The 22,361-nt window shown below is 35.1% G+C and carries 17 protein-coding genes and 1 tRNA gene; 5 read left to right on the top strand and 13 right to left on the bottom strand.

The window, feature by feature from the left end; all coding sequences use genetic code 11:
* Window positions 1-117: 117 nt before the first annotated feature.
* The 5 genes from SIB89_RS08960 to SIB89_RS08940 form a co-directional block, all read right to left on the bottom strand.
* Window positions 118-2,700, bottom strand: a complete 2,583-nt coding sequence (locus SIB89_RS08960; protein ID WP_412559519.1) for a phosphoenolpyruvate carboxylase — start codon at window positions 2,698-2,700, stop codon at window positions 118-120.
* Between the two features lie 3 nt (window positions 2,701-2,703).
* Entirely contained in the window at window positions 2,704-3,822 is a 1,119-nt protein-coding gene (gene leuB, locus SIB89_RS08955; RefSeq protein WP_412559518.1) for a 3-isopropylmalate dehydrogenase, read from the bottom strand.
* Between the two features lie 6 nt (window positions 3,823-3,828).
* Window positions 3,829-4,419, bottom strand: a complete 591-nt coding sequence (gene leuD / locus SIB89_RS08950) for a 3-isopropylmalate dehydratase small subunit (RefSeq protein WP_412559517.1) — start codon at window positions 4,417-4,419, stop codon at window positions 3,829-3,831.
* Between the two features lie 88 nt (window positions 4,420-4,507).
* A complete protein-coding gene (gene leuC, locus SIB89_RS08945; protein ID WP_412559516.1) occupies window positions 4,508-5,893 on the bottom strand; it encodes a 3-isopropylmalate dehydratase large subunit in 1,386 nt (461 codons plus the stop codon).
* Entirely contained in the window at window positions 5,894-7,069 is a 1,176-nt protein-coding gene (locus tag SIB89_RS08940) for a 2-isopropylmalate synthase (RefSeq protein ID WP_412559515.1), read from the bottom strand.
* Window positions 7,070-7,212: 143 nt separating this feature from the next.
* On the opposite strand from SIB89_RS08940, the gene SIB89_RS08935 reads away from it, so the two are divergent.
* The 3 genes from SIB89_RS08935 to SIB89_RS08925 are packed head-to-tail and all read left to right on the top strand — an operon-like array spanning window position 7,213 to window position 11,747.
* Window positions 7,213-8,775: a hypothetical protein gene (locus SIB89_RS08935; RefSeq protein ID WP_412559514.1), complete on the top strand. Its 1,563-nt coding sequence runs from the start codon at window positions 7,213-7,215 to the stop codon at window positions 8,773-8,775.
* 2 nt (window positions 8,776-8,777) lie between these two features.
* Window positions 8,778-10,469 carry a single-stranded-DNA-specific exonuclease RecJ gene (recJ, locus tag SIB89_RS08930; protein WP_412559513.1) on the top strand — a complete coding sequence of 564 codons (1,692 nt, stop codon included), beginning with the start codon at window positions 8,778-8,780 and terminating at the stop codon, window positions 10,467-10,469.
* 3 nt (window positions 10,470-10,472) lie between these two features.
* Entirely contained in the window at window positions 10,473-11,747 is a 1,275-nt protein-coding gene (locus SIB89_RS08925; protein WP_412559512.1) for an MFS transporter, read from the top strand.
* On the opposite strand, the gene SIB89_RS08920 is transcribed toward SIB89_RS08925, so the two are convergent.
* The 4 genes from SIB89_RS08920 to SIB89_RS08905 all read right to left on the bottom strand — a co-directional run bounded on the left by SIB89_RS08920 (window position 11,744) and on the right by SIB89_RS08905 (window position 14,908).
* Window positions 11,744-12,499 carry a UDP-2,3-diacylglucosamine diphosphatase gene (locus SIB89_RS08920; RefSeq protein WP_412561897.1) on the bottom strand — a complete coding sequence of 252 codons (756 nt, stop codon included), beginning with the start codon at window positions 12,497-12,499 and terminating at the stop codon, window positions 11,744-11,746. The two genes, SIB89_RS08925 and SIB89_RS08920, sit on opposite strands and share 4 nt — an antisense overlap.
* A 10-nt stretch (window positions 12,500-12,509) precedes the next feature.
* Window positions 12,510-12,962: a 6-pyruvoyl trahydropterin synthase family protein gene (locus SIB89_RS08915; RefSeq protein ID WP_273289157.1), complete on the bottom strand. Its 453-nt coding sequence runs from the start codon at window positions 12,960-12,962 to the stop codon at window positions 12,510-12,512.
* A gap of 114 nt (window positions 12,963-13,076) precedes the next feature.
* Window positions 13,077-14,411: an MATE family efflux transporter gene (locus SIB89_RS08910; RefSeq protein WP_412559511.1), complete on the bottom strand. Its 1,335-nt coding sequence runs from the start codon at window positions 14,409-14,411 to the stop codon at window positions 13,077-13,079.
* Window positions 14,408-14,908, bottom strand: a complete 501-nt coding sequence (locus SIB89_RS08905) for a GNAT family N-acetyltransferase (protein WP_412559510.1) — start codon at window positions 14,906-14,908, stop codon at window positions 14,408-14,410. The genes SIB89_RS08910 and SIB89_RS08905 overlap by 4 nt, the downstream gene beginning before the upstream one ends.
* Window positions 14,909-14,944: 36 nt before the next feature.
* Between SIB89_RS08905 and SIB89_RS08900 the strand changes: the two genes are divergently transcribed.
* Both SIB89_RS08900 and SIB89_RS08895 read left to right on the top strand, forming a co-directional pair.
* On the top strand, window positions 14,945-15,742 hold the full coding sequence (locus SIB89_RS08900; protein ID WP_155089091.1) for a universal stress protein: 798 nt from the start codon (window positions 14,945-14,947) through the stop codon (window positions 15,740-15,742).
* Between the two features lie 103 nt (window positions 15,743-15,845).
* Window positions 15,846-15,919: transfer RNA gene (locus tag SIB89_RS08895), tRNA-Ala, on the top strand.
* A gap of 36 nt (window positions 15,920-15,955) precedes the next feature.
* Here SIB89_RS08895 and SIB89_RS08890 read toward each other — a convergent pair.
* From SIB89_RS08890 to kbl, 4 genes are all read right to left on the bottom strand, one after another.
* Window positions 15,956-16,795 carry an alpha/beta hydrolase family protein gene (locus tag SIB89_RS08890; protein WP_412559509.1) on the bottom strand — a complete coding sequence of 280 codons (840 nt, stop codon included), beginning with the start codon at window positions 16,793-16,795 and terminating at the stop codon, window positions 15,956-15,958.
* The gene (locus tag SIB89_RS08885; RefSeq protein ID WP_412559508.1) at window positions 16,795-19,557 is read right to left on the bottom strand and encodes a PD-(D/E)XK nuclease family protein; all 2,763 of its coding nucleotides are present in this window, start codon (window positions 19,555-19,557) and stop codon (window positions 16,795-16,797) included. The genes SIB89_RS08890 and SIB89_RS08885 overlap by 1 nt, the downstream gene beginning before the upstream one ends.
* Before the next feature lie 63 nt (window positions 19,558-19,620).
* Window positions 19,621-21,018 (bottom strand): OmpA family protein, encoded by a 1,398-nt coding sequence (locus SIB89_RS08880; protein WP_273289163.1) that lies wholly within the window; start codon window positions 21,016-21,018, stop codon window positions 19,621-19,623.
* 127 nt (window positions 21,019-21,145) lie between these two features.
* On the bottom strand, window positions 21,146-22,339 hold the full coding sequence (gene kbl / locus SIB89_RS08875; protein ID WP_412559507.1) for a glycine C-acetyltransferase: 1,194 nt from the start codon (window positions 22,337-22,339) through the stop codon (window positions 21,146-21,148).
* Window positions 22,340-22,361: the final 22 nt, after the last annotated feature.

Raw genomic sequence — 22,361 nt, 5'->3', positions numbered from 1 at the left:
TTGTTTTAAATTTGATTGTTTAGATCATTAGTTGTTAGTTAAAACCCTCTGAGCATTTGCTTAGAGGGTTTTTTATGTAGTAGATTCCTGCCTACGCAGGAATGACAAGTTTATGAATTAAGCCGAATTACGACTGGCATTAATATTTCCAAATAATGAACGTGTTACCATACTAGCATAGACCTTCATTTGTTCGTCATCTGGTTTTGCTCCAGATTTTTCTAGCTCTTGGATTTTCTTTAAAGCATATTGCTGAATGGTCAGTAGTGGCAACACAATTGATTCCCTCATGGCAATTGACGCCTTACCTGTAGGCTCTTCTTGCATCAATTCTTTATAGCCTGTAAGCTTTAAAATTAATCGTTTTGAAGTTTCGTATTCGTTATAAATAATTTTCCAGAATTCTCCGTATTCAGGATCTTCTGCCATATATCGTGTTAAATCAAAAAAGGATTTAGATAATGACATCATACTGTTTTCAATCAGTGTTTTAAAGAAATCAGAGGTTTTGAATAAATTTTTGACTTGTTCAAAATTCCCAGTTTCTTCATAATGCTTTAAAGCGGTACCAACTCCAAAAAAGCCTGGTACGTTTTGCTTTAATTGACTCCAAGAGCCAACAAAGGGAATCGCTCTAAGGTCTTCAAAAACTAAACCTTTGGATTTCCCTCGTTTAGAAGGTCGGCTTCCTATATTCGTTTTTGCATAATATTTTAAGGTACTCATATGCTCCAAATATGAAATAAATTTTGGATGCGCTTTAAAGTCTGAATACGCTTTATAGCTTCTTTCAGCAAGATCTGTCATTACCTCTCGATTTTCTGGAGTCATGCTCAAATCCTTATCGCTAATACTGTTGTAAATTCCAGAACTTATGAGTTGTTCTAAGTTGTATTGCGAAGATTCTAAGGTGCCAAAATTAGAACTAATGGTTTGCCCTTGTATAGTAAGCTGTACTTCTTTATCCTCAATCGTAGGTCCAAGCGAAGCATAAAAATTATGGGTTTTTCCTCCTCCACGTGCAGGTGGTCCTCCACGTCCATCAAAGAATATAACTTTGATACCATGTGCTCTTGAAACTTTGGTCAGATTTTCTTTAGCTTTATAGATAGCCCAGTTTGCCATTAAATAACCACCATCTTTGGTGCCATCACTAAAACCAAGCATTATAGTTTGCTTGTTGCCACGAGATTTTAAATGCGCTGCGTATTCTGGATTGGTATATAGTTCTTCCATCACAGCCGGAGCATTTTCTAAATCGGTAATTGTTTCAAATAAGGGTCCGATATCCACGGTTAATTTATCATGAAAAGCTACCAATTTTAACATGGCAAACAATTGCATGACGTTTAAGGTCGTTTGGTTATTACTGATTATATAACGATTTGCAGCCTTTTCTCCATTTGTACCTTGAATGGTTTTAATAACCTTCATGGTTTTTAGGGCTTTTAAGGTTTCATCATCCTTAATTATACCTAAATCAATTTCCCCTTCAACTTTAGATAAAATTTTTATCTGTTCTTTTTCTGATAAATCGTGATAGTTTTTTGGGAAAATTGTGCTGCCATTTTCAATCAATGCATTCACCATATCGTTGAAGAATTGGTTGTGCTTTCTACTATCTTGGCGGATATCTAAATTTGCAAAATGAAAACCGAACAGATGAATTTTATTCAATAAACTATTGACTTCGGATACATAGAGCGACTGATGTTCTTTTGTAATGACATTTTTAATTACCTCTAATTCTGAAGCAAAGCTTTCTGCTGTTAAGTTTGAATTCTTGTCGGTAATAATTTTATAGAGCTCTTTTTCTAAAACATTTATTCGTTCTTCGACTCCGACAAAAGTCAATTTTCTTTTTAATCGACGTACGTCTCTATAATAGTTTTTTATTACTGTATCATGCAAACGTTTTGCGACATTCAATGTAATTTCTGGTGTTACAAATGGGTTACCATCTCTGTCTCCACCTGGCCAAAAACCGATATTAATAATATCGTTATCAATCTGTTTTCCTTCAAAAATATTTTGTTGAATGTAATCGTAAATCGTTCCGAAGGATTTGTAGAACACATTTTCCAAATACCATATTAAACTCACAGCTTCGTCAAAAGGTGTCGGTTTTTTATGTTTGAAAAAAGGTGTCTTTCCCAGTTGTGCCAATAAATCATTTATTCTCAACAAATCGTTTTCGCGAATGGCTTCGGTTAAGTCTGTTATTATACCCAAAACAGAACCAGGGTAAAACTGGGTTGGATGTGCTGTAAGTACTATTCTAACCTTAAACTCCTCAAGATATTTTCTGAGCGTTTCTAATTTATTTTCAGCCGTAACGGATTCCTTTAAACTTCTTAAGGTTCCGATACCATCCATGTTATTGACAACAGGAAATGCCGCATCCTCAATAGCATCAAACAATACAACTTGCCGCTCTATATATTGTATAAACCGAAACAATAAGTTAATCTGACTTTCTTTAGAGCGTCTCCCTTGATACTTCTTAAAGAATTCATTTACAATGGTCGTGGGATCTTCTTGATTAGCAAAACCCTTCTGACATGTTTCATGAAATAAAGGCAAAAGAGCTCCCGTCTTTGTAACATTATCAAAAGGCAAGGTCATAAATATACTGTTGTATATCTGATATTTTGACAATACATTTTGATTAAATCTCGTAAGCTTTGGCTGTGTAGGCATCAATTAAATAATTGTGGATTGTCCTAAGTGGATGTTTGTAAAATTCATGTTGGTGTCATTAGGGTTTAATATAAAATCCTCAATGAAATCACCAACCTTGTCAGTTGTAACATTATCATATTTGTTATTGATATCTGGTGTTGAAATGTTGAGTTTTAATGACTTGTCAACCGCCTCTTTAATTAACTCGGCTTCTTCAAATAGACCAAAATGTTCTAACAGCATGGTTGCAGATAAAATTGATGCTATTGGGTTGGCAATACCCTTGCCTGTGGCTTGCGGAAAAGATCCATGAATAGGTTCAAACATGGCATATTTATTTCCAACGGAAGCAGAAGCCAATAATCCTATGGAACCACCGATGACACTCGCTTCATCACTGATAATGTCACCGAACATATTCTCAGTTAAAATAACATCAAACTGTTTTGGGTTTAAAATCATTTGCATAGCTGCATTGTCTACAAACAAAAAATCCAATGTTACATCCTTATATTGCTCAGCTACTTCTCCAACCACTTTTCTCCATAATCTAGAGCTTTCAAGGACATTGGCTTTATCTACCAAGGTCACCTTTCTGCTTCGGGTTTTAGCAGCCTTAAATGCTAAATGTGTAATTCGCTCAATTTCTTCACGGGAATATTCGCATAAATCTGAAGCCAGATTGCCGTCTTCACTCAAGTGCTTTTCTCCAAAGTATATTCCACCAGTAAGTTCTCTATAGATACTGATATCAGTGCCTTGAATAATGTTTTGCTTTAAAGGAGATTTATCTAAAAGTGTATCGTAAGCCTTTACGGGTCTTATGTTAGCAAACAGGCCAAGCTCTTTTCTTAGCTTTAACAACCCTTGTTCTGGACGTACTTTTGCCGTAGGATCATTATCGTACTTTGGATGTCCTATGGACCCAAATAAAATGGCATCACAGGATTTACATAAATCCAATGTAGCATCTGGCAAGGGGTTATTGTGCCTGTCTATGGCTACAGCACCTACATCAGCCGTTTTAAATGTAAACTTATGATCAAACATCAAAGCTATAGCTTTTAAAACTTTAATAGATTGATTTGTAACCTCTGGACCTATACCGTCACCTGGCAATACTGCAATGTTTAATTTCATTTTTATTTAGTATGTTTTTTGAGCCTCAAAAGCTTCAATTTGTTTTTTATTATTCACGAGATAATCAATATCGTCGTACCCATTAAGCATGCATGTTTTTTTGTAAGCATCTATTTCAAAATGTTCTGACAAATCTGAGTCTTGAATTGAAATGGTTTGGTTTTGAAGGTTTACCTCTATTACCGTCTTTGGATTGGACTCAATTTTCTGCATCAAGTCACTTAAAAATTCTTCAGAAACCTGTACTGGAAGAAGCCCGTTATTTAAAGCATTTCCTTTAAAAATATCAGCAAAAAAGCTAGAAACTACCACTTTAAAGCCATAACCAACAATTGCCCATGCGGCATGCTCTCTACTAGAGCCACATCCGAAATTATTGCCCGCAACCAAAATGCTACCAGAGTACTCTGACTTGTTTAATACAAATTCTAAATTTTCAGTGCCATCTTTATTAAATCTCCAATCTCTAAAAACATTGTCACCAAAGCCTTTTTTGTCCGTTGCCTTTAGAAACCGTGCTGGGATGATTTGATCCGTGTCAACATTCTCAATATTCAATGGAATTGCAGTTGACTTTAATGTTGTGAATTTTTCCATATTATTTACTGCGAAAGCAGGAATCTGTTTTTATTATCGTTCAAGACCTCACAGGTTTTTAAAAACCTGTGAGGTCTCCTATCCAAAGTTAATTTAAATGCTTAGTAATATCAGTAATCTTTCCTTCTACTGCTGTGGCAGCCGCAACTAATGGACTGGCTAAGATTGTTCTAGAGCCTTGTCCTTGTCGTCCTTCAAAATTTCTGTTGGATGTAGATACACAATATTCTCCTTGAGGTATCTTATCATCATTCATCGCTAAACACGCTGAGCATCCTGGTTGACGCAGTTCAAATCCTGCATTATCAAAGATGTCCTTCAGGCCTTCTTCAATGATTTGAGCTTCTACTTGTTTGCTTCCTGGAACCAGCCAAGCCGTCACATTTTGGGCTTTTTTCTTTCCTTTTATATAATTGGCCGCCACCCTAAAGTCTTCTATTCTAGAATTGGTGCAACTTCCTATAAACACGTAATTAATGGGTTTGTTTATTAGACTTTCACCAGCTTCAAAATTCATATAAGCCAATGATTTTTTAAACGACGCATTCTCTTCTATAGGAATGTTTTCAGAAATTTTAATGCCCATTCCCGGGTTGGTACCATAGGTAATCATAGGTTCTATATCGGCAGCATCAAAGTGGTATTCTTTGTCAAAAACAGCATCTTCATCTGTAGGTAGGGTTTTCCAGTAGGCTACTTTCTTTTCAAATTCTTCTCCTTTTGGAGCAAATTTTCGGCCTTTTATATATTTAAATGTGGTTTCATCTGGTGCAATCATGCCTCCGCGTGCTCCCATTTCAATGCTCATATTACAGACCGTCATACGACCTTCCATACTCATTTCTTCAAATACATTGCCTGCATATTCGCAAAAATACCCTGTACCAGAATTGGTTCCTAATTTTGAGATAATATAAAGAATGACATCTTTTGGCAATACACCTTTTTTAAGTTTTCCGTTTACTGTAACCCTCAAACTTTTGGGTTTAGTCAGCAATAAACATTGACTAGCAAACACTTGTGCAACTTGACTTGTGCCAATACCAAATGCAATGGCTCCGAATGCACCATGGGTTGATGTGTGACTATCTCCACACACCATAGTAATACCTGGTTGTGTAATACCCAATTCTGGAGCCATTACATGGACTATTCCATTATATTTATGTCCTAACTCATATAATGTAATATTGTTCTTTTTACAGTTTATGGAAAGTTGCTTTAACTGTTGTCTTGATAACGCATCTTTTACTGGCTGATCTTGATTTAAGGTTGGTGTATTATGGTCAGCAGTTGCCACAATTTGGTCTGGTCTGAATATTGGAATGCCACGTTCTTCCAATTCATTGAAAGCTTGTGGACTTGTGACTTCATGGATTAAATGCTTGTCAATGTATAGAACCTGTGGCCCATTTTCTATTGTACTTACCACATGCGAGTCCCAAACCTTATCGAATAATGTTTTTTTTGACATCTAAGCAGAAATAATTTGTTGATAGACTTTGCTTGTTTCAATAATCTGATGAATATCATTATCATCAATCTCCTTCTTTCTATCTGCAAAAGTTAAGAAGTTGGCATAGACTTCATCTAGCTGAAGTTTGGTTAGCTCATATCCAACATTTTTGGCACGATATGCTAAAGCTGCTCGTCCACTTCTTGCAGTTAAAACTATTGCTGATTCTGTAACACCGACATCTTTTGGATCTATAATTTCGTAAGTTTCTCTATTCTTTATCACACCATCTTGATGTATCCCTGAGCTATGAGCAAAAGCATTTGCACCCACAATCGCTTTGTTAGGTTGGGTGTAAATACCCATACTTTCACTAACCAACTGACTCATACCATAAAGCATTGAGGTGTTAACATTGGTATCTAGATTAAGGTATGGATGTTGTTTTAAGACCATAACCACTTCTTCTAGTGCTGTGTTTCCCGCACGTTCACCAATACCGTTAATGGTACACTCTATTTGCCTTGCACCATTAATTACGCCTTCAATAGAATTAGCCGTAGCAAGACCTAAATCGTTATGGCAGTGACAAGATAAAATCGCCTTTTCAATACCTTTTACATTTTCCTTTAGGAATTTAATCTTTGCTCCATATTCACTTGGCAAACAATAGCCTGTGGTATCGGGAATGTTTAGAACTGTTGCTCCAGCTCTAATGGCTGCTTCACAAACTCTTGCCAAATATTCATTATCTGTACGACCAGCATCTTCCGCATAAAATTCCACATCTTCCACAAAGGATTTAGCGTATTTAACAGCTGCATAGGCACGCTCTAAAATGTCTTCTTGAGTAGTTTTAAATTTATGTACAATATGAGACTCTGAAGTACCAATTCCTGTATGGATTCTAGGCTTTTTTGCATACTGTAACGCTTCTGCAGCAACTCTAATATCATTTTCTACGGAACGCGTTAAGCCACAAACCGTTGCATTCTTTACTATTTTTGAGATGGACTGGACAGATTTAAAATCCCCTGGACTTGAGACCGGAAAACCTGCTTCGATAACATCAACACCTAAAATATCTAATTGCTCAGCAATCACTACTTTTTGTTTTGTATCTAGTTTACAGCCCGGAACCTGTTCACCATCACGTAGGGTTGTGTCGAATATTTGAATAGCGTTATTTGACATTTAACAAAATAAAGATTAGTATTGTCTAACGAAGTTATGCTTTGATTTTTTCAATGACTTAAGCGTTAATTTGATTTTACGATGTTCAAAATCAAAAACATATATTAAAACGCATATAGTCAAGCAATTAAGACAAATTTGTATTGACAACTAAAGACCAAAAAGATAATCTATTTTCACTTGTTAAATCGCTGACTAAATCAGAGAAAAGGCAATTTAAACTCTATGTGGGTCGGTTAGGTGTGAATGCGGATTCTAAGTTTTTGAATCTTTTCAATCTTCTTGATAAAGCCAAAACCTACAATGAGGAGACTATTTTGCAGAGTAAAATAGTTAAGAAACAACAATTGGCTAATGTTAAAGCGCACTTGTACAAGCAAATACTAATAAGCCTAAAACTTAATCCATCACATCAAAATGTGCGCTCTCAAATAAGAGAGCAGTTAGATTTTGCTTCCATTTTATATCATAAAGGACTTTATAAACAAGGTCTAAAAATTTTAGATAAAGCAAAGGACCTTGCCATAGCCAATGAAGAAAAGAACTTGGCTTTTGAAATTGTTGAGCTCGAAAAAATAATAGAATCCCAATACATTACTAGAAGTATAAGCAATAGGGCTGATGAATTGGCAATACAAGCGCGTGATTTAAGTTCGCAAAATGTTATAGCGAGTAAGCTCTCTAATTTATCGTTACAGCTTTACAGCATTATACTAAAAACGGGTTACGTTAAGAACGAAGAGGAGGCTAAAATTGTCACAAAATATTTTAATGACAGACTTCCTAAAATTAAAAAAAAGAAATTAGGTTTTAGGGAGAAGCTATGGTATTATAAAGCACATTTATGGCATAGCTTTTTACTTCAGGATTTTTTGAATTGTTACAGATATGCTTCAAAATGGGTGGATTTATTTTATCAAAACCCAAAAATGATAAACGTAAACCCAGTGTTTTTCTTAAAAGGCAACAATTATCTTCTCGAAGCCATATTTTTTATAGGAAACAAACCAAGATTTGTAGAAAAGTTAAAGGATTTTAAAGCTACCGTTGATAATAAAAAATTCATACAAGACGAAAATGTTTCCACCTTAGTGTTTCTTTATACAAATTTTCACAGTATCAACCAACACTTCATTGACGGTAGTTTTGAAGAAGGGCTAGAGCTCATCCCTAAAATTGAAAAAGAACTTGTTAAATTTGAAAGCCGTATCGATCCTCACCACAAAATGATATTTTATTACAAGTTTGCCAGCTTACATTTTGGTGCGGGAAACAATAAGGCGTGCATTGCCTATTTGAGCAAAATTATATCAAACAAATCTTTATCCATGCGTGAAGATTTGCTCTGCTTTTCTAGAGTATTGAATCTTGTTGCCCATTATGAAGCAGGATTGGATTATCATTTAGATACACTTCTACGCAGCACCTATAAGTTTTTAATAAAAATGAACGATCTGCACGAAGTGCAAAAAGAAATGATAAAATTTATACGCGGACTACAAGATATTTACCCTCATGATTTAAAGAATGCTTTTAAGGATTTACTTGAAAGGCTTAAGGTTTATGAAGATCACCCTTTTGAGCGTAGAGCTTTTTTATATCTCGATATTATTTCCTGGTTGGAGAGTAAAATTGAAAATTGTACGGTTCAAGAGATAATTAAGAGGAAATATTTAGCGTCTCAAAACAACAGAAGACTATTTTAACTATGCGTTGGACACTTAAACCAAAACCACACGTTACAAAAGTTGAAGAGTTGAAAAAAGCACTTCAAGTCAATGATATTGTTGCCACACTATTATTACAGCGCGGCATAGAAACTTATGAAGCTGCAAAGACGTTTTTTAGGCCAAGTTTTGAAGATTTGCACGATCCATTTTTGATGAAGGATATGGATAAAGCTGTTGCTCGCATTGAAAAAGCAATTGCAGACGGTGAAAATATCTTGGTGTATGGAGATTATGATGTGGATGGTACAACATCTGTAGCTTTAATGTATTCGTACTTAAAAACAAGGTTGGATTCCGTTGCTACTTATATTCCTGACCGCTATGATGAAGGTTATGGCATTTCATACAAAGGGATTGACTTTGCGCACGATAATGATTTCAGTCTCATTATTGCTTTAGATTGTGGAGTCAAAGCAGTTGATAAAGTCAAATATGCTAAAGACAAGAGTATCGATTTTATTATTTGCGATCACCACAGACCGGGAAACAAATTGCCTGAGGCTATAGCAGTTTTAGATCCAAAAAGAGATGACTGTGACTACCCTTTTAAGGAATTATGCGGCTGTGGAGTTGGTTTTAAACTCATTACAGCTTTGGCCTCCAAGGAAGGTCAAACGGTTGAAGATTTAGTAGAATATCTCGATTTGGTGGCAACAGCGATTGGTGCGGATATTGTTCCGATAGTTGGCGAAAACAGAGCTTTGGCACACATAGGCTTACATGTTATCAATACTGCACCAAGACCAGGAATGAAAGCCATTATAGCTGAGGTTAAAAAAGAGGAACTGACCATTACTGATGTGGTCTTTATCATCGCACCTCGCATTAATGCAGCAGGAAGAATGAAACATGGCAACCATGCCGTTACATTATTGACAGAAACTGATTTTAATCTCGCTGCAGAATATGCTGTGGATATCGATCAATTCAATACAGACCGAAAGGAAACCGACAGACGTATTACAGAAGAAGCATTGCTTCAAATTGAAGAAAACAATGAACAAGAAGGCTTTACCACAGTGGTTTATAATGAAAACTGGCATAAAGGAGTAATTGGGATTGTCGCATCAAGATTGATAGAAACCTACTATAGGCCAACTTTAGTGTTTACTAAAAGCGGAGATAAATTAGCGGCTTCAGCACGTTCTGTAAAAGGCTTTGATGTTTATAATGCTTTAGAAGCCTGTTCAGAATATATCGAGCAATTTGGAGGTCATAAATATGCAGCAGGATTAACGCTACTACAAGAGAATTACGAGGGTTTTAAAACTAAATTTGAAAGCATTGTAAAAGACACCATTGACCCAAAACTTTTAACACCAGAACTTAAAGTGGATTTAGAAATAGAGTTAAGTCAAATAGACCATAAGCTATTTCGCATACTAAGACAATTTGCACCATTTGGACCTGGCAATATGTCTCCAACATTTATGACGCAAGGAGTGAAAGATACAGGTTGGGGAAAATGTGTTGGACAAGATGATAAGCATTTAAGGTTTACAGCAACACAATCACTTCATGACAATATGGTTTGTATAGGTTTTGGTTTAGGTGACAAAATCGACTTTATAAAAAGCAGAAAGCCTTTTAGCATAGCCTATTCAATTGATGAAAACCATTGGAACGGAAATACAAGCTTACAGCTAAAACTAAAAGACATAAAACCATAATCTTTGGCAAAAAACGACCCATACGCAGCACTTCGGTTTAAAGAGTTCAACATCTTTCTATTGTTGCGTTTTGCATTGGTTTTAGCTTGGTCTATGCAATTTGTTGTAATTGAATGGCAAGTCTATGCATTAACGGAAGATCCACTTTCATTGGGTATCATTGGGCTTTGCGAATTTTTACCTGCATTTCTTTTAGCTCCTTTTGCTGGGCATATCGTAGATAAAAAAGAAAAACGTAACCTGTTTACGCTTTGTATTGCATTGTTCTCTTTAATAAGTTTTGGGCTGTTCTGGTTAACTTCAGAATATATAGAAGCTAATTGGGAAACGGGTTCCATTCTCTTCGGTATTTATGCGTTGGTGTTTTTTGGTGGTGTATTAAGAGCATTTTTCGGACCGACCATTTTTTCACTTATTGCACTTTTGGTACCAAAGCGAGCTTACCCAAATGCTGCCACTTGGAGCAGTAGCACATGGAAAGGAGCCAATGTTTTTGGAGCCTTGTGTGCTGGATTTTTGATTGCATGGATTGGAGTGCATTACACCCTTGGAATTATATTTATATTGGTAATGTTTGCCTTATTGTTGGTGTTTAGAATTGGAAAAAAGCCTATTCTATACAAAGGAAATAACGAATCAGTAAAAGAAAGTTTAAAAGCTGGACTTAGTTTTGTCTTTAACGATAAAGTTATTTTAGGAGCATTGACCTTAGATATGATTGCCGTTCTATTTGGTGGTGCGGTAGCGATTTTTGCTGTTTTTGCTAAAGATATTTTAGATGCCGGACCTAAAGGATTTGGGCTGCTGAATGCAGCACTTTCTTCAGGTAGTATTATAACTATGCTGGCCACCACATATCTGCCAATCACAAAAAACACAGGAAAAAAACTACTTGTTTCGGTATTTGGTTTTGGTGTCTTTATGATCATTTTCGGAGCTTCAAAATTGTTATGGTTGAGTGTTGTAGCATTATTCTTTTCTGGTGTCTTTGATGGTGTTTCTATGGTGATTCGTCAAACAATCCTTCAACTTAAGACACCAGATGAAATGCGAGGTCGTGTAGGGGCGGTCAATTCTATGTTTGTGGGATCTTCCAATGAACTTGGTGCGCTAGAGAGTGGTATAGCCGCAAAATTGTTTGGAGCTCCATTAGCGGTTGTGCTTGGAGGCACTGTAACATTGATAATAGCTGCAGTAATTGGAGTTAAAAACAAACCGTTACGAGAGTTGGATTTGCGTAAAGATATTGAGGAACACGAATTGGAGGAAATTCTCTAATATTCTTTTAATTTGAGAGTATCACCATCAAAAACACCATAGGTATAATACTGAATCCAATCTCCAAGGTTGATGTATTTAGATGACTGATTCAATTGTATTTCTAGTGGTAAGTGTCTATGGCCAAAAACAAAGAAATCGCGGTGCTTTTCTTCAAGTTTACGTTTGCAATAAAGAACTAGCCATTCGTTGTCTTCACCCAAGAATTTAGCATCATCATCTCCAGATATCATTTTGTTTTTTACAGACATATAATGTCCAATCCGCATCCCAAAATCTGGATGTAATAAGCGTTTAAATAACCATTTACACACAGGATTGGTGAAGACTTTTTTCATGCGTTTGTAGCCTTTATCTCCTGGACCCAAGCCATCACCATGACCGATAAAAAACACTTTATTACCAAGCTTGAATTCTTGCGGCTTATGATATACAGGAATGTTAAGTTCTTCTTCAAAATAGCCATCCATCCACAAATCGTGATTACCTACAAAATAATAAACAGGAATGCCAGAATCCGTAATTTCAGCAAGCTTACCTAAAGTCCTTGTAAAACCTTTTGGGACGACTCGGCGATACTCCATCCAAAAATCAAACAAATCACCCAACAGAAAAATGGCGGCAGCATCTTGTTTAACGTCATCCAACCATGCTACAAATTTCTTTTCGCGAGGTAAAGAATCTTCACGTGTAGGTGCACCCAAGTGATTGTCTGATGCAAAATAGATTTTTTTTCCGTCAGGAATTTTTATGTGATGACTGTTATTCATTATCCGAAGCGTACCATTCTGCAAAGCTGGTCGCTGTTTCTTGTAATTTTAGAGAATGCAGTTTGATATTTTTGGGTAAGCGTTGCTTTATTTTTTCGGCAAAATCAATCACCATCATTTCACTGGTCGGTTGATAATTTACAAGGAGTACGTTGTGACCTCTGTCTTCCAATTCCTTTGCCAATTCCACATGTGGTGTGTTTTTATTAAATACGGTTGCATGGTCGAAAACTTCAACAATTTCTTCTTTCACAATTTTTTTTAAGTCACTAAAATCAATGACCATCCCAAATTTTACATGAGAAGTGTCTGAAATAGGCTCGCCAATAACGGTCACATCCAATTTGTAACTATGACCATGCACATTTTTACATTTGCCGTCATAGCCGTAGAGTGCATGGCCGGTTTCAAAAGAAAATTGCTTTGTTATGCGTATGTTACTCATTAACGTCTTTTATTTCTATTAACAAAATATACAATTATCAAAACGATTGCAAGAATTAAAAAAAGCATGTTTCCCATCATAGTTGCTAATGTTTACATTTTTGATGCAGTAAATTTAAGCGTTTTGAACTAGTGGTTTAAATGTTTTTCTGAATTTTATGATTAAAGGCAGTCCTCTTGCAATAATCCAAAGTGTAAAAGCAATGAAGACTCCGAATAACTTGTAGTTTAGTTCATCCGTAATGAAAATTACTGGGACAAATACCAAAAGGGTCGAAAACAAGAGTACATTTCTAAGATAGCGCATCTTTCCCAAACCTTTAAAAACACCATCAAAGATAAATGCTAAAGCACATAAGGGTTGCATGGCCAATATAATCCAAAAGATACTGTAGAACTCATCTAAAACCGCTTTATCGTCGGTAAATATGTTACCTATTGGGTAATACAAAAGAGCACCAGCCAAAGCAATGACCAAGCCTACAATAATACCATATTTAATAAGCTTATTACTGAGGTCTAAAAGTGTTTTATACTGTTTTGCACCAAATAGTTTGCCTGATAAAATATTACCAGCACTAGCATAACCATCTATTAAAAAAGCCCCTAAAAACCAAAGGTTAATGGCAATGGTATAAGCGGCAATATATGTAGTACCATACTTTGTGGCATAACTGGTTCCAAAATATAAGGCAATGTTAAGAGCAATCGTTCTGATAAATAAATTGAGTATCATCAATACAAATCGCTTTATCTCTGGATTAAACGGAAATTTCACCAACAACGGAATATCAGTTTTTTTAAGGATATAAAATGCAGAAAGAACAGCCATTATGATTTGTGCCAATACACTGGCATAAGCTGCACCCTTTATGTGCATAGCAGGAATTACACCCTCTATACCATATACAAAAACAATATCTAGGATGATATTAGCAACTGCACCTGTAATGGCTATTAACATAGGATAGTATGTGTTTTGCAATCCTCTAAATGTGCCAAAAACTGCAATGGTAAATAAGGTAAACGGAAAACCAAAAACACGTATTTGATAGTAATCTACACTCAAATCTAAAATTGGACCTGATGCATTATACAATTTGAAAATTTGAGCTGCAAAGGGAAATGTGACCAGTATGATGAGTATACTTAAAGAGGTAATTAAGAAGATAGCTTGAGCGGGAAGGTTCTTAACTTCACTCAATTTATCAGCACCTAAATATTGTGATACAATGGATGAAATGGCACTTCGTGTTTGTCCTAAAACCCAAATAAGCATAGACAAGAATGTAGTAACAATACCAACAGCAGCTAGAGATTCTGTGGCATTGTAATCCATATTACCAATAATTGCTGCGTCGGTTAAAGACAATATAGGCTCAGACACACCAGAAATTAATGCTGGGATGGCGAGTTTATTGATTTGTTTTAATGTGATTGCTGTACTCAAAGGACTAACTCATAACAATGAAACGGAAATTCACTTTGTTTCGGAAAGTAAATATCTCCCAATCTTTTATAGCCGCGAAGTTCGTAAAACTTTTGATTTCTTTTGTTCTGTGAGAACGTATCTAATCGAATAGAACTATAGTCATTTTCTATAGCATGGTTTTCGGCAAAGTCCATGAGTTGCTGCGCATAGCCTTGTCCTTGTAAATCTGGATGAATAGCTAAGCGGTGGATATAAACATTCTTTTTATTTTTCGTCAGCCATTTAATAGAGATATACTCCTCATCCATAAATGTAGAAATCACAATTGTGCCTTTTACTTGGTTGTCAATTTCTAGAACATACAGTTCGTTGCGGTTTACATCATTTATAAACGCAGGCGGATTAGGGTAGTGCTCATTCCATTGATAAATGCCATTGGCAATCATGGTATTAGCACAAGCCTTGGTTAAATTCATTATACTGTCTATATCTTCTAAACTACCTTTTCGAATCATTTATAATGTTTACTTTTGCATTTAAATTCATGTCTGATGAAAACAATACTAGTTCCTGTTGGATCCTCAAAAAACGCAAAATCGCATTTACAATATGCTATTGATTTTGCTAAAGCTTTTGGAGCCAAGCTTTATGTGGTTCAAATATATAATGTTTACACCAAAGCAGGAACCATGATAAAGGTCGATCATATAATAGAACGTGAATCGAAACAGTTTTTGAAAGATCATGTGGCTTCGGTTGACACCAAAGGCGTGGAAGTGCATACCAAAACCTTTAAGGGAAAACTTGTGGATACTCTAGAAAAAGTTTGTGAAGCACTCGATGTTGACCTAATTATTTTAGAACCTCGTACCAATTCTATAAAAGACGAAGTATATTTGGGCAAAACCTCAGGCAAAATTATTAAACAGACACAAATACCAGCCTTGATTGTGCCAGAAGGGTATACTTATAAGCCTATAGTGAAAATCTTGATGGCCGTTAAATCTGCTATTACGAAAAAAGAAGGCGTTTTAAGACCCTTGCTGAATATAAAGAATCATTTTAAGGCAGTTGTTAATATTCTTTTAGTAAAAACTCCATACCATGTAGAGGCTGATTTTGAACTTAATGATGAGTTGAAAGACTTGGTAACAAATATTAAGTTTGCCGAGAGTCCAACAACGTTTCAGGCAGTTTTAGAACATTACAAATCTGATTATCCGGATTTATTATGTGTAGTGCGAAGAAAAAGAGGGTTTTTTAATAAGCTTTGGGAAGACGACACTATTTTGAAAAAAGACTTTCACAGTTCTAAAATGCCAGTTTTGGTATTGAGCGGATTAAAATAAAAAACTATATTCACGCCACGAAATGAAATTTCATTCCAGTGGTTGAAGACGGTAATACGGCAATGTTGGAATTTGTATTTTTACATATTAAATATTTTTGTTTGGGGCATTAGCTCAGCTGGCTAGAGCGCTACGCTGGCAGCGTAGAGGTCATCGGTTCGACTCCGATATGCTCCACAAAACTCGCCATAGTTTTAAACTACGGCGAGTTTTTTATTTCAAAAAGTCAATTATTGAATCAGTTACAATTTTGAGTTCGGGTGAAAGATTTTCTTGCTCCCAAGGATGCTTGGTGTTGAATACATGGTCAGCACCTTCTATTATTTTGAGTACACTGTCGGGATTCCATTGATGTAGTGTATAGGCTTCATCAACCTTTACCGAAGTGTCGTTATCTCCATGAATAATGAGATGTGGTATTTTAAGTTGTTTTTCGGCTGATTCAATATGTAGTCGCTTTTCATTTACTTTAAAATCTTCATAAAATTGATAATAGTGTGGCATTTGTTGTTTGGTTCTACCATTGAGAACATACTTTACACCATTTTTTTTCCACTCTTTAAGATTACCAACAGTATAAGTCCTGGTGCCAAAATCACTGACACTGGCCAAAGTGATAAATTTTTTAATTCTTTCGTCTTCTGAGGCTTTTATTATGGCAATACCACCACCACGACTATGACCAATTAAACAGATTTGAGATGTGTTTACCCATTTATTGCTTTTGAAATGGTTTTGAGTCCAGTTTAGAACATCGTTTAAATCATCAAGTTCCTTAGTATAATTGTTATTCCCGAAGGCTTCTAAGTCTGGAAAATCTATCGGATTTTCCATGGTGCCACCATTATGTGAAAAATTGAATTTTATAAAACAAAAACCTGCTTCAGCAATAGATTTCGCCATTAAATTCCAAGCTCCCCAATCCTTAAAGCCTTTATAACCATGACAAAAGATTATTATAGGTTGATTTTCTTTTGATTCAGGATAAAACGAGTCTAAAAGAATTGGCTTTTTGCCACTTCTTTCAATAACTATATTTTTATTGATGATCATTAATCTAGTTCTTTTTCAACAAAGTCAATATTTGGGTTGCAGATCTCTAGGATGAGTTTTTTAAGTTCAATTTCAAAATTCGCCAATGTTTCCTCTGTAATTATTTGAATTTTTGTTCTACTATAAGCCGATTCTTTTTTGCCAAATTTTAAAAAGCCGGCATTTAGATTTTTAAAAGATACAATACCAGCTTCTATAGGTAAATGTATTTTATTTTTTCGGTGCATCATATAGGCATAGCATAAGATCTGAAAGGATTTACTATACTTTTCATAATCAGTGGTTAAATCATTCCAATCTACTATCTCAACTTTATTTTGCTCAACCTTTCCAGATTTATAATCGATTACTCTGGTCACTCCATTAAACTGATCAATCCTATCAACTTTACCTGTAAGTTTAATAGAAAAATCCAAGCCATCAATTTTAAGTTCTACGTCTTCCTCTGTTTCGATAGCAATTATTTTAATTTGGTTACCGTTATTTAGATTTTTAATTTCTGAATTAATGAAATTAGAAATATAGCGCTGGGCAATTTCAAAAATAATGAGGTTTTTACCTTTGGAAAAATCACCTTCCTTGTATAAAATTTTAAAATGCTTGGTGACCGTTGCTTTTGTTTTAGTTTTAAATGTACTCAGATGCTCCACGGTCAAAAACTCACCCTCTAATGGTTTGTAAAAATCTTCAAGTGTATCATGGATAACAGAACCTAAGGTATTTGCCGCAATGTTTTCTTCTACGTCTTCAAACTCTTTTATACCAAGAATCTTTTCATAATAAAAATCAATAGGGTTTCTGATATAATTTGTTAAGGAGGATGGTGAAAATCCTTTAGAGGATAATTGTTTTAGCTTTTCTAGTACGGAATTTGTTTTTGTAATCTGTTTTAGCTTTTTTTCAATAGCGGGAACTTCTGGTGAAATAATGGAATGTTCAATATCATGAATACCTTCAACTTCTAACTGTGTAATAAACCTACTTTTTTCACCTCCCTTTAATGCGTCAACTTCAGTATTATATAATATATAGACATTTTTAGCACGCTGTAGTAGTCTATAGAAATGATACGTATAAACGGCATCTTTTTCTTTAAAAGTGGGTAAATTGTTTTCAATTTTCACATCAAATGGAATAAATGAATTGTTTGTCTTCCCAGACGGAAGAATGCCTTCGTTAACTGAACTTATAATTACAGTTTCAAAATCTAAAACACGAGATTCTAACATACCCATAATCTGTAAACCTTCTAAAGGCTCACCCTGAAAGTCTAAGGTTTCTGTGTTTAAAAGTTCTTTATAGATGCCATACAGCGCATTTACAGAATCAAGATATTTATAATTGGAGTTGAGCTCTGATAATTGGTTGAATAATGTGTTGAATCGATAGAGATATTCCAATTCTAAGTTATTAAGACGTTTATTTTTAGTGAGATTATCTTTTATTGCCAAAATAAGTTGAGAGCAATTTTCTAACGCTGTTTTTGGATTGTCTTTCCAAGAATTGAATAATAATCCTATAATGTTTTGATTGGGCTCATCAACAAGTCCTTTTAAATTTGATGGCGTTAAGTAAATTAAGTTGTTTTTTTGAATATGGTTTACAATATCAGTTGAGTAATTTGTTGATTCTAATTTAAATAGGCCATAAATTGACGGGTGTGAAATAATATCAACGACATCTTTATAGTAATACTTTTCAGGATTATTTTTATGGGTTGAAAATAATAGTTCGAACAATGAAGCTAAAGGCACAAACCTTAAAGGCAAGCCCATAGTAACATTAATACCGGTTATTGTTTTAGGGATAGAATTAATAACAGGAATTAATAGGTTTTCCTCACCCAAAACAACAGCAACATTAGTCAGTTTTGCATTATTTTTACTTAGCTTATCTAAAATTTGACCTATATATTTTGCCTGACCTATAAGTTTAGGAATTCCTACAGCTTTGATATTCTTCTTTTCGTTGTAGTGAGTCGTTATCCAATTAAAAGGGTTCTTTTTAAAATAATTCCAGTTGTTTTTATGCTGCCTGGTAAACAAACCAGCATCATGAATGTTATCCTCAGTAAATGTTTCGTCAATATCCCAATAGATATTTGCTAAGTCACTTTGAAGCAACCCTTGTATGATTCTTGACTCTGATTCGTTTAGGGCGTTAAAACCTAGAAAAATGTGTTTTCGGTTGGTATTATTTTCTATGTAATATTCGAGGTTGTTGGCTGCCTCTCGGTACATAAGACCTTGGTAGCCTTGTTTAGATTTGAGCAACTTTTCTGTAAAGACTAAATAATAGTCTTTTAACTTTCTCCAGAATTTTAAATGATTTTTAATTAAGTTCGTTTGCTGCGACTCGAGTGACCAATGATCTAATTCCTTTATGGCGCTTAAGTAATCGAATATTTTTTCATGCTCAACTAGATACCTATCAATTTCGTTAAAGTCTTGTAATAGGATTTGAGCCCATTTAGAAAACAATTCAAATGATTCGGTTTCAGATTTGTTAGTTAGAGAGTTATAAGCTTCGTATAATTTAAAAAGCAATTCAGAGTTGGGCAAACTCTTTAATCCGGATAATTCTTCTACAAATTCTTCAATACTAAGGATATGAGGAAAAAATATAGGTTGGTTTAATACAGAAGACAGTTGGTGTTTTAAAAAAGTTCCAGCACGTTTACTGGGAAGGATAAAGTGTAAATCTTCGAGATTAAGGTTTTTTTTCTTAAGATTAACTAATACCGTTTGTATAAAACTTTCCATTATATAAAAATAAAAAACGCTCCGAATTTCGGAGCGTTTTTTAAATCTATTTTAGAGTATAAGTTAGTTTTTCAACTTAACTTCTACACGTCTGTTTTCTTTTCTTCCTGCTCTTGTTTTGTTGGTTGCAATAGGATTATCTTCACCAAATCCTTTAGCTACTAATCTGTCAGCATCGATTCCATTGGCAATTAAATAATCTCTAACTGCATTTGCACGTCTTTCTGACAATGCTTGGTTCATTGAAGCAGAACCAGAGCTATCTGTATGACCTTCAATAGTAAAGTTAGCTTTAGGGTAATCCTTAAAGATAGCTACCATTGCTTGTAATACTTGGTCAGTCTCTTGTCTAAAAGAAGCTTTACCAACATTAAATAAAATAGTTCTAGCATAACTATTTAATTCTTCCATCACTTCTGCAGTTGGCTTAACTTCTGGGCAACCGTTATTTGCAGCTGTACCAGCTTCGTTAGGACACTTATCATCTTTGTCTAAGATACCATCACCATCAGTATCTGGCCAAGGGCAACCGTTGTTTGCAGCAGGACCAGCTTCGTTAGGACAGTTATCATCACCATCAGCAACACCGTCACCATCAGCATCTGGACAACCCATTAATGATTTTAAACCAGCAACAGTAGGACACTTATCATCCTTGTCCATTACACCGTCACCGTCACCATCAGGACAACCGTTGAACTCAGCTAAACCAGCAGTGTTAGGGCAATCATCTTTAGAATCTTGGATACCATCATTATCTGAATCTGGGCAACCATTAAAGATTTCTAAACCAGCTTCTTCAGGACAAGCATCATCTTGATCGTAGATACCATCGTTATCAGTATCAGTACCACCAAACTTAAAAGAAAGACCAACTGTGTGTTGGAAATGCTTAGGTAAAACATCCTCAAAAGAGTGCTTGTAAGTAGATTGAATATCTAAACCTAACTTTTCAGTAATCCAATATTTGAAACCTAAAGTTCCGTTTAGAGTTCCGGCACCTAAATCATCTAACCATGAATAACCACCACCAACACCTAAATAAGGGTCGAATTTGTTAGAGTTAATTAAATCCATAAGGCTGTATGAAACTCTACCGTCAATACCAAAATATGTTAAATCTTCAACTCTATTTATTGACTCTTCACCAGTCATAGGGTCAAAATTAGTACCAAATTTGTCGATTTTGTTTATAGAACCAGAAGCAGTAAAAGTAAAACCATCACTAAGATATCTAGAAACAGAAATCGTAGATAGTGAAGGATAAATATTCCAATGGTCTGTTACATTAAAGTATTCGTCAAAATAATCTCCTTGAGGCGAATCTTCTCCCACAGGGTAAAAATCAACTGCGTTTGCTCCAATTGTAAGAGCCCATGGATTGTTCTTGTCTTGAGCATGTGTAGTGCTAAAGCTTATAAGAAGCACTGCAACAAAAAGTAATCTGCTAAGATTTTTCATATTCTAATTAATTTTAATTTTTTTAAGTGTTAATTGTTGGCAAAAGTAAGTTGTTAAATGTTATTAACAAAGACAAATATATAAAAATATTGTTATAATGCCCTATAATAGTATGTTTGGAACGATTTTAAATAATTTCTAGTTCTTTACCTACTTTTATAAATGCCGCAATAGCTTTATCTAGCTGTTCTTTAGTATGCGCGGCCGATAGCTGAACACGGATACGGGCTTTATCTTTAGGAACAACAGGGTAAAAGAAACCTATCACATAGACTCCTTCCTCTAATAGCATATTAGCCATGGTTTGAGAGAGCTTGGCATCATACAACATTACTGGTACTATAGCAGAATCACCATCCACAATGTCAAACCCAGCTTCTTTCATTCCCTTTTTAAAATATTTAGTGTTCCAATCAACTTTATCTCTTAGTGAAGTATCGTTTTTTAACATATCAAAAACCTTAATAGAAGCGCCCACTATTGCTGGTGCTAAAGAGTTTGAAAACAAATAAGGTCTAGAGCGTTGACGTAAAATTTCTATAATCTCTTTTTTTGCTGTGGTGTAACCACCCATGGCACCACCCATTGCTTTACCAAGGGTTCCTGTGATGATATCTATTCTTCCTAAAACCCCTTTTTCTTCAAGAGTTCCTATTCCTGTTTCTCCAATGAAACCTGTAGCATGGCATTCATCAATCATTACCAAAGCATCATATTTGTCTGCTAAGTCACAAATTTTGTCTAAAGGAGCAACTAAGCCGTCCATAGAAAACACACCATCTGTAACTATAATCTTAAATCGTGCATCATTTTCATTAGCTGCGATAAGCTGCTTTTCTAGATCAGCCATGTCATTATTTTGATAACGATAACGCGCAGCTTTGCATAACCTTACGCCATCGATAATAGAAGCATGGTTTAATGAGTCTGAAATGATAGCATCTTCTTTTGTTAACAGTGGTTCAAACACACCTCCATTTGCATCAAAAGCTGCTGCATAGAGTATAGTATCTTCTGTGCCATAAAAATCTGCAATTTTTTGTTCTAACTCTTTATGAATGTCTTGTGTGCCACAAATAAATCGTACTGAAGACATTCCAAAACCATGAGAATCTAAAGTATCCTTAGCTGCTTGTATTACATCTGGGTGAGAGGATAGTCCTAAATAATTATTGGCACAAAAGTTTAGAACTTTTTCACCTGTATTCAGTGTAATTTCTGCTCCTTGAGGAGAAGTGATTATACGCTCTTCCTTGTAAAGGCCTGCGTCTTTAATAGACTCTATTTCTTGTTGTAAGTGTGATTTTATACTTCCGTACATGTAATTTGATATTAGTTGTTGC

The organism is Winogradskyella sp. MIT101101 (assembly GCF_047126865.1).
GTDB lineage: Bacteria > Bacteroidota > Bacteroidia > Flavobacteriales > Flavobacteriaceae > Winogradskyella > Winogradskyella ouciana.
The sequence above is the reverse complement of the archived record's forward strand: the minus strand, read 5'-3'. Positions and strand labels throughout refer to the sequence as shown.

Excerpts from the sequence above, each read along its gene's own strand:
- SIB89_RS08960 (WP_412559519.1), bottom strand. The coding sequence starts at position 2,700 with ATGCCTACACAGCCAAAGCTTACGAGATTTAATCAAAATGTATTGTCA.
- leuB (WP_412559518.1), bottom strand. The coding sequence starts at position 3,822 with ATGAAATTAAACATTGCAGTATTGCCAGGTGACGGTATAGGTCCAGAG.
- leuD (WP_412559517.1), bottom strand. The coding sequence starts at position 4,419 with ATGGAAAAATTCACAACATTAAAGTCAACTGCAATTCCATTGAATATT.
- leuC (WP_412559516.1), bottom strand. The coding sequence starts at position 5,893 with ATGTCAAAAAAAACATTATTCGATAAGGTTTGGGACTCGCATGTGGTA.
- SIB89_RS08940 (WP_412559515.1), bottom strand. The coding sequence starts at position 7,069 with ATGTCAAATAACGCTATTCAAATATTCGACACAACCCTACGTGATGGT.
- recJ (WP_412559513.1), top strand. The coding sequence starts at position 8,778 with ATGCGTTGGACACTTAAACCAAAACCACACGTTACAAAAGTTGAAGAG.
- SIB89_RS08915 (WP_273289157.1), bottom strand. The coding sequence starts at position 12,962 with ATGAGTAACATACGCATAACAAAGCAATTTTCTTTTGAAACCGGCCAT.
- SIB89_RS08905 (WP_412559510.1), bottom strand. The coding sequence starts at position 14,908 with ATGATTCGAAAAGGTAGTTTAGAAGATATAGACAGTATAATGAATTTA.
- SIB89_RS08900 (WP_155089091.1), top strand. The coding sequence starts at position 14,945 with ATGAAAACAATACTAGTTCCTGTTGGATCCTCAAAAAACGCAAAATCG.
- SIB89_RS08890 (WP_412559509.1), bottom strand. The coding sequence starts at position 16,795 with ATGATCATCAATAAAAATATAGTTATTGAAAGAAGTGGCAAAAAGCCA.
- SIB89_RS08885 (WP_412559508.1), bottom strand. The coding sequence starts at position 19,557 with ATGGAAAGTTTTATACAAACGGTATTAGTTAATCTTAAGAAAAAAAAC.
- SIB89_RS08880 (WP_273289163.1), bottom strand. The coding sequence starts at position 21,018 with ATGAAAAATCTTAGCAGATTACTTTTTGTTGCAGTGCTTCTTATAAGC.
- kbl (WP_412559507.1), bottom strand. The coding sequence starts at position 22,339 with ATGTACGGAAGTATAAAATCACACTTACAACAAGAAATAGAGTCTATT.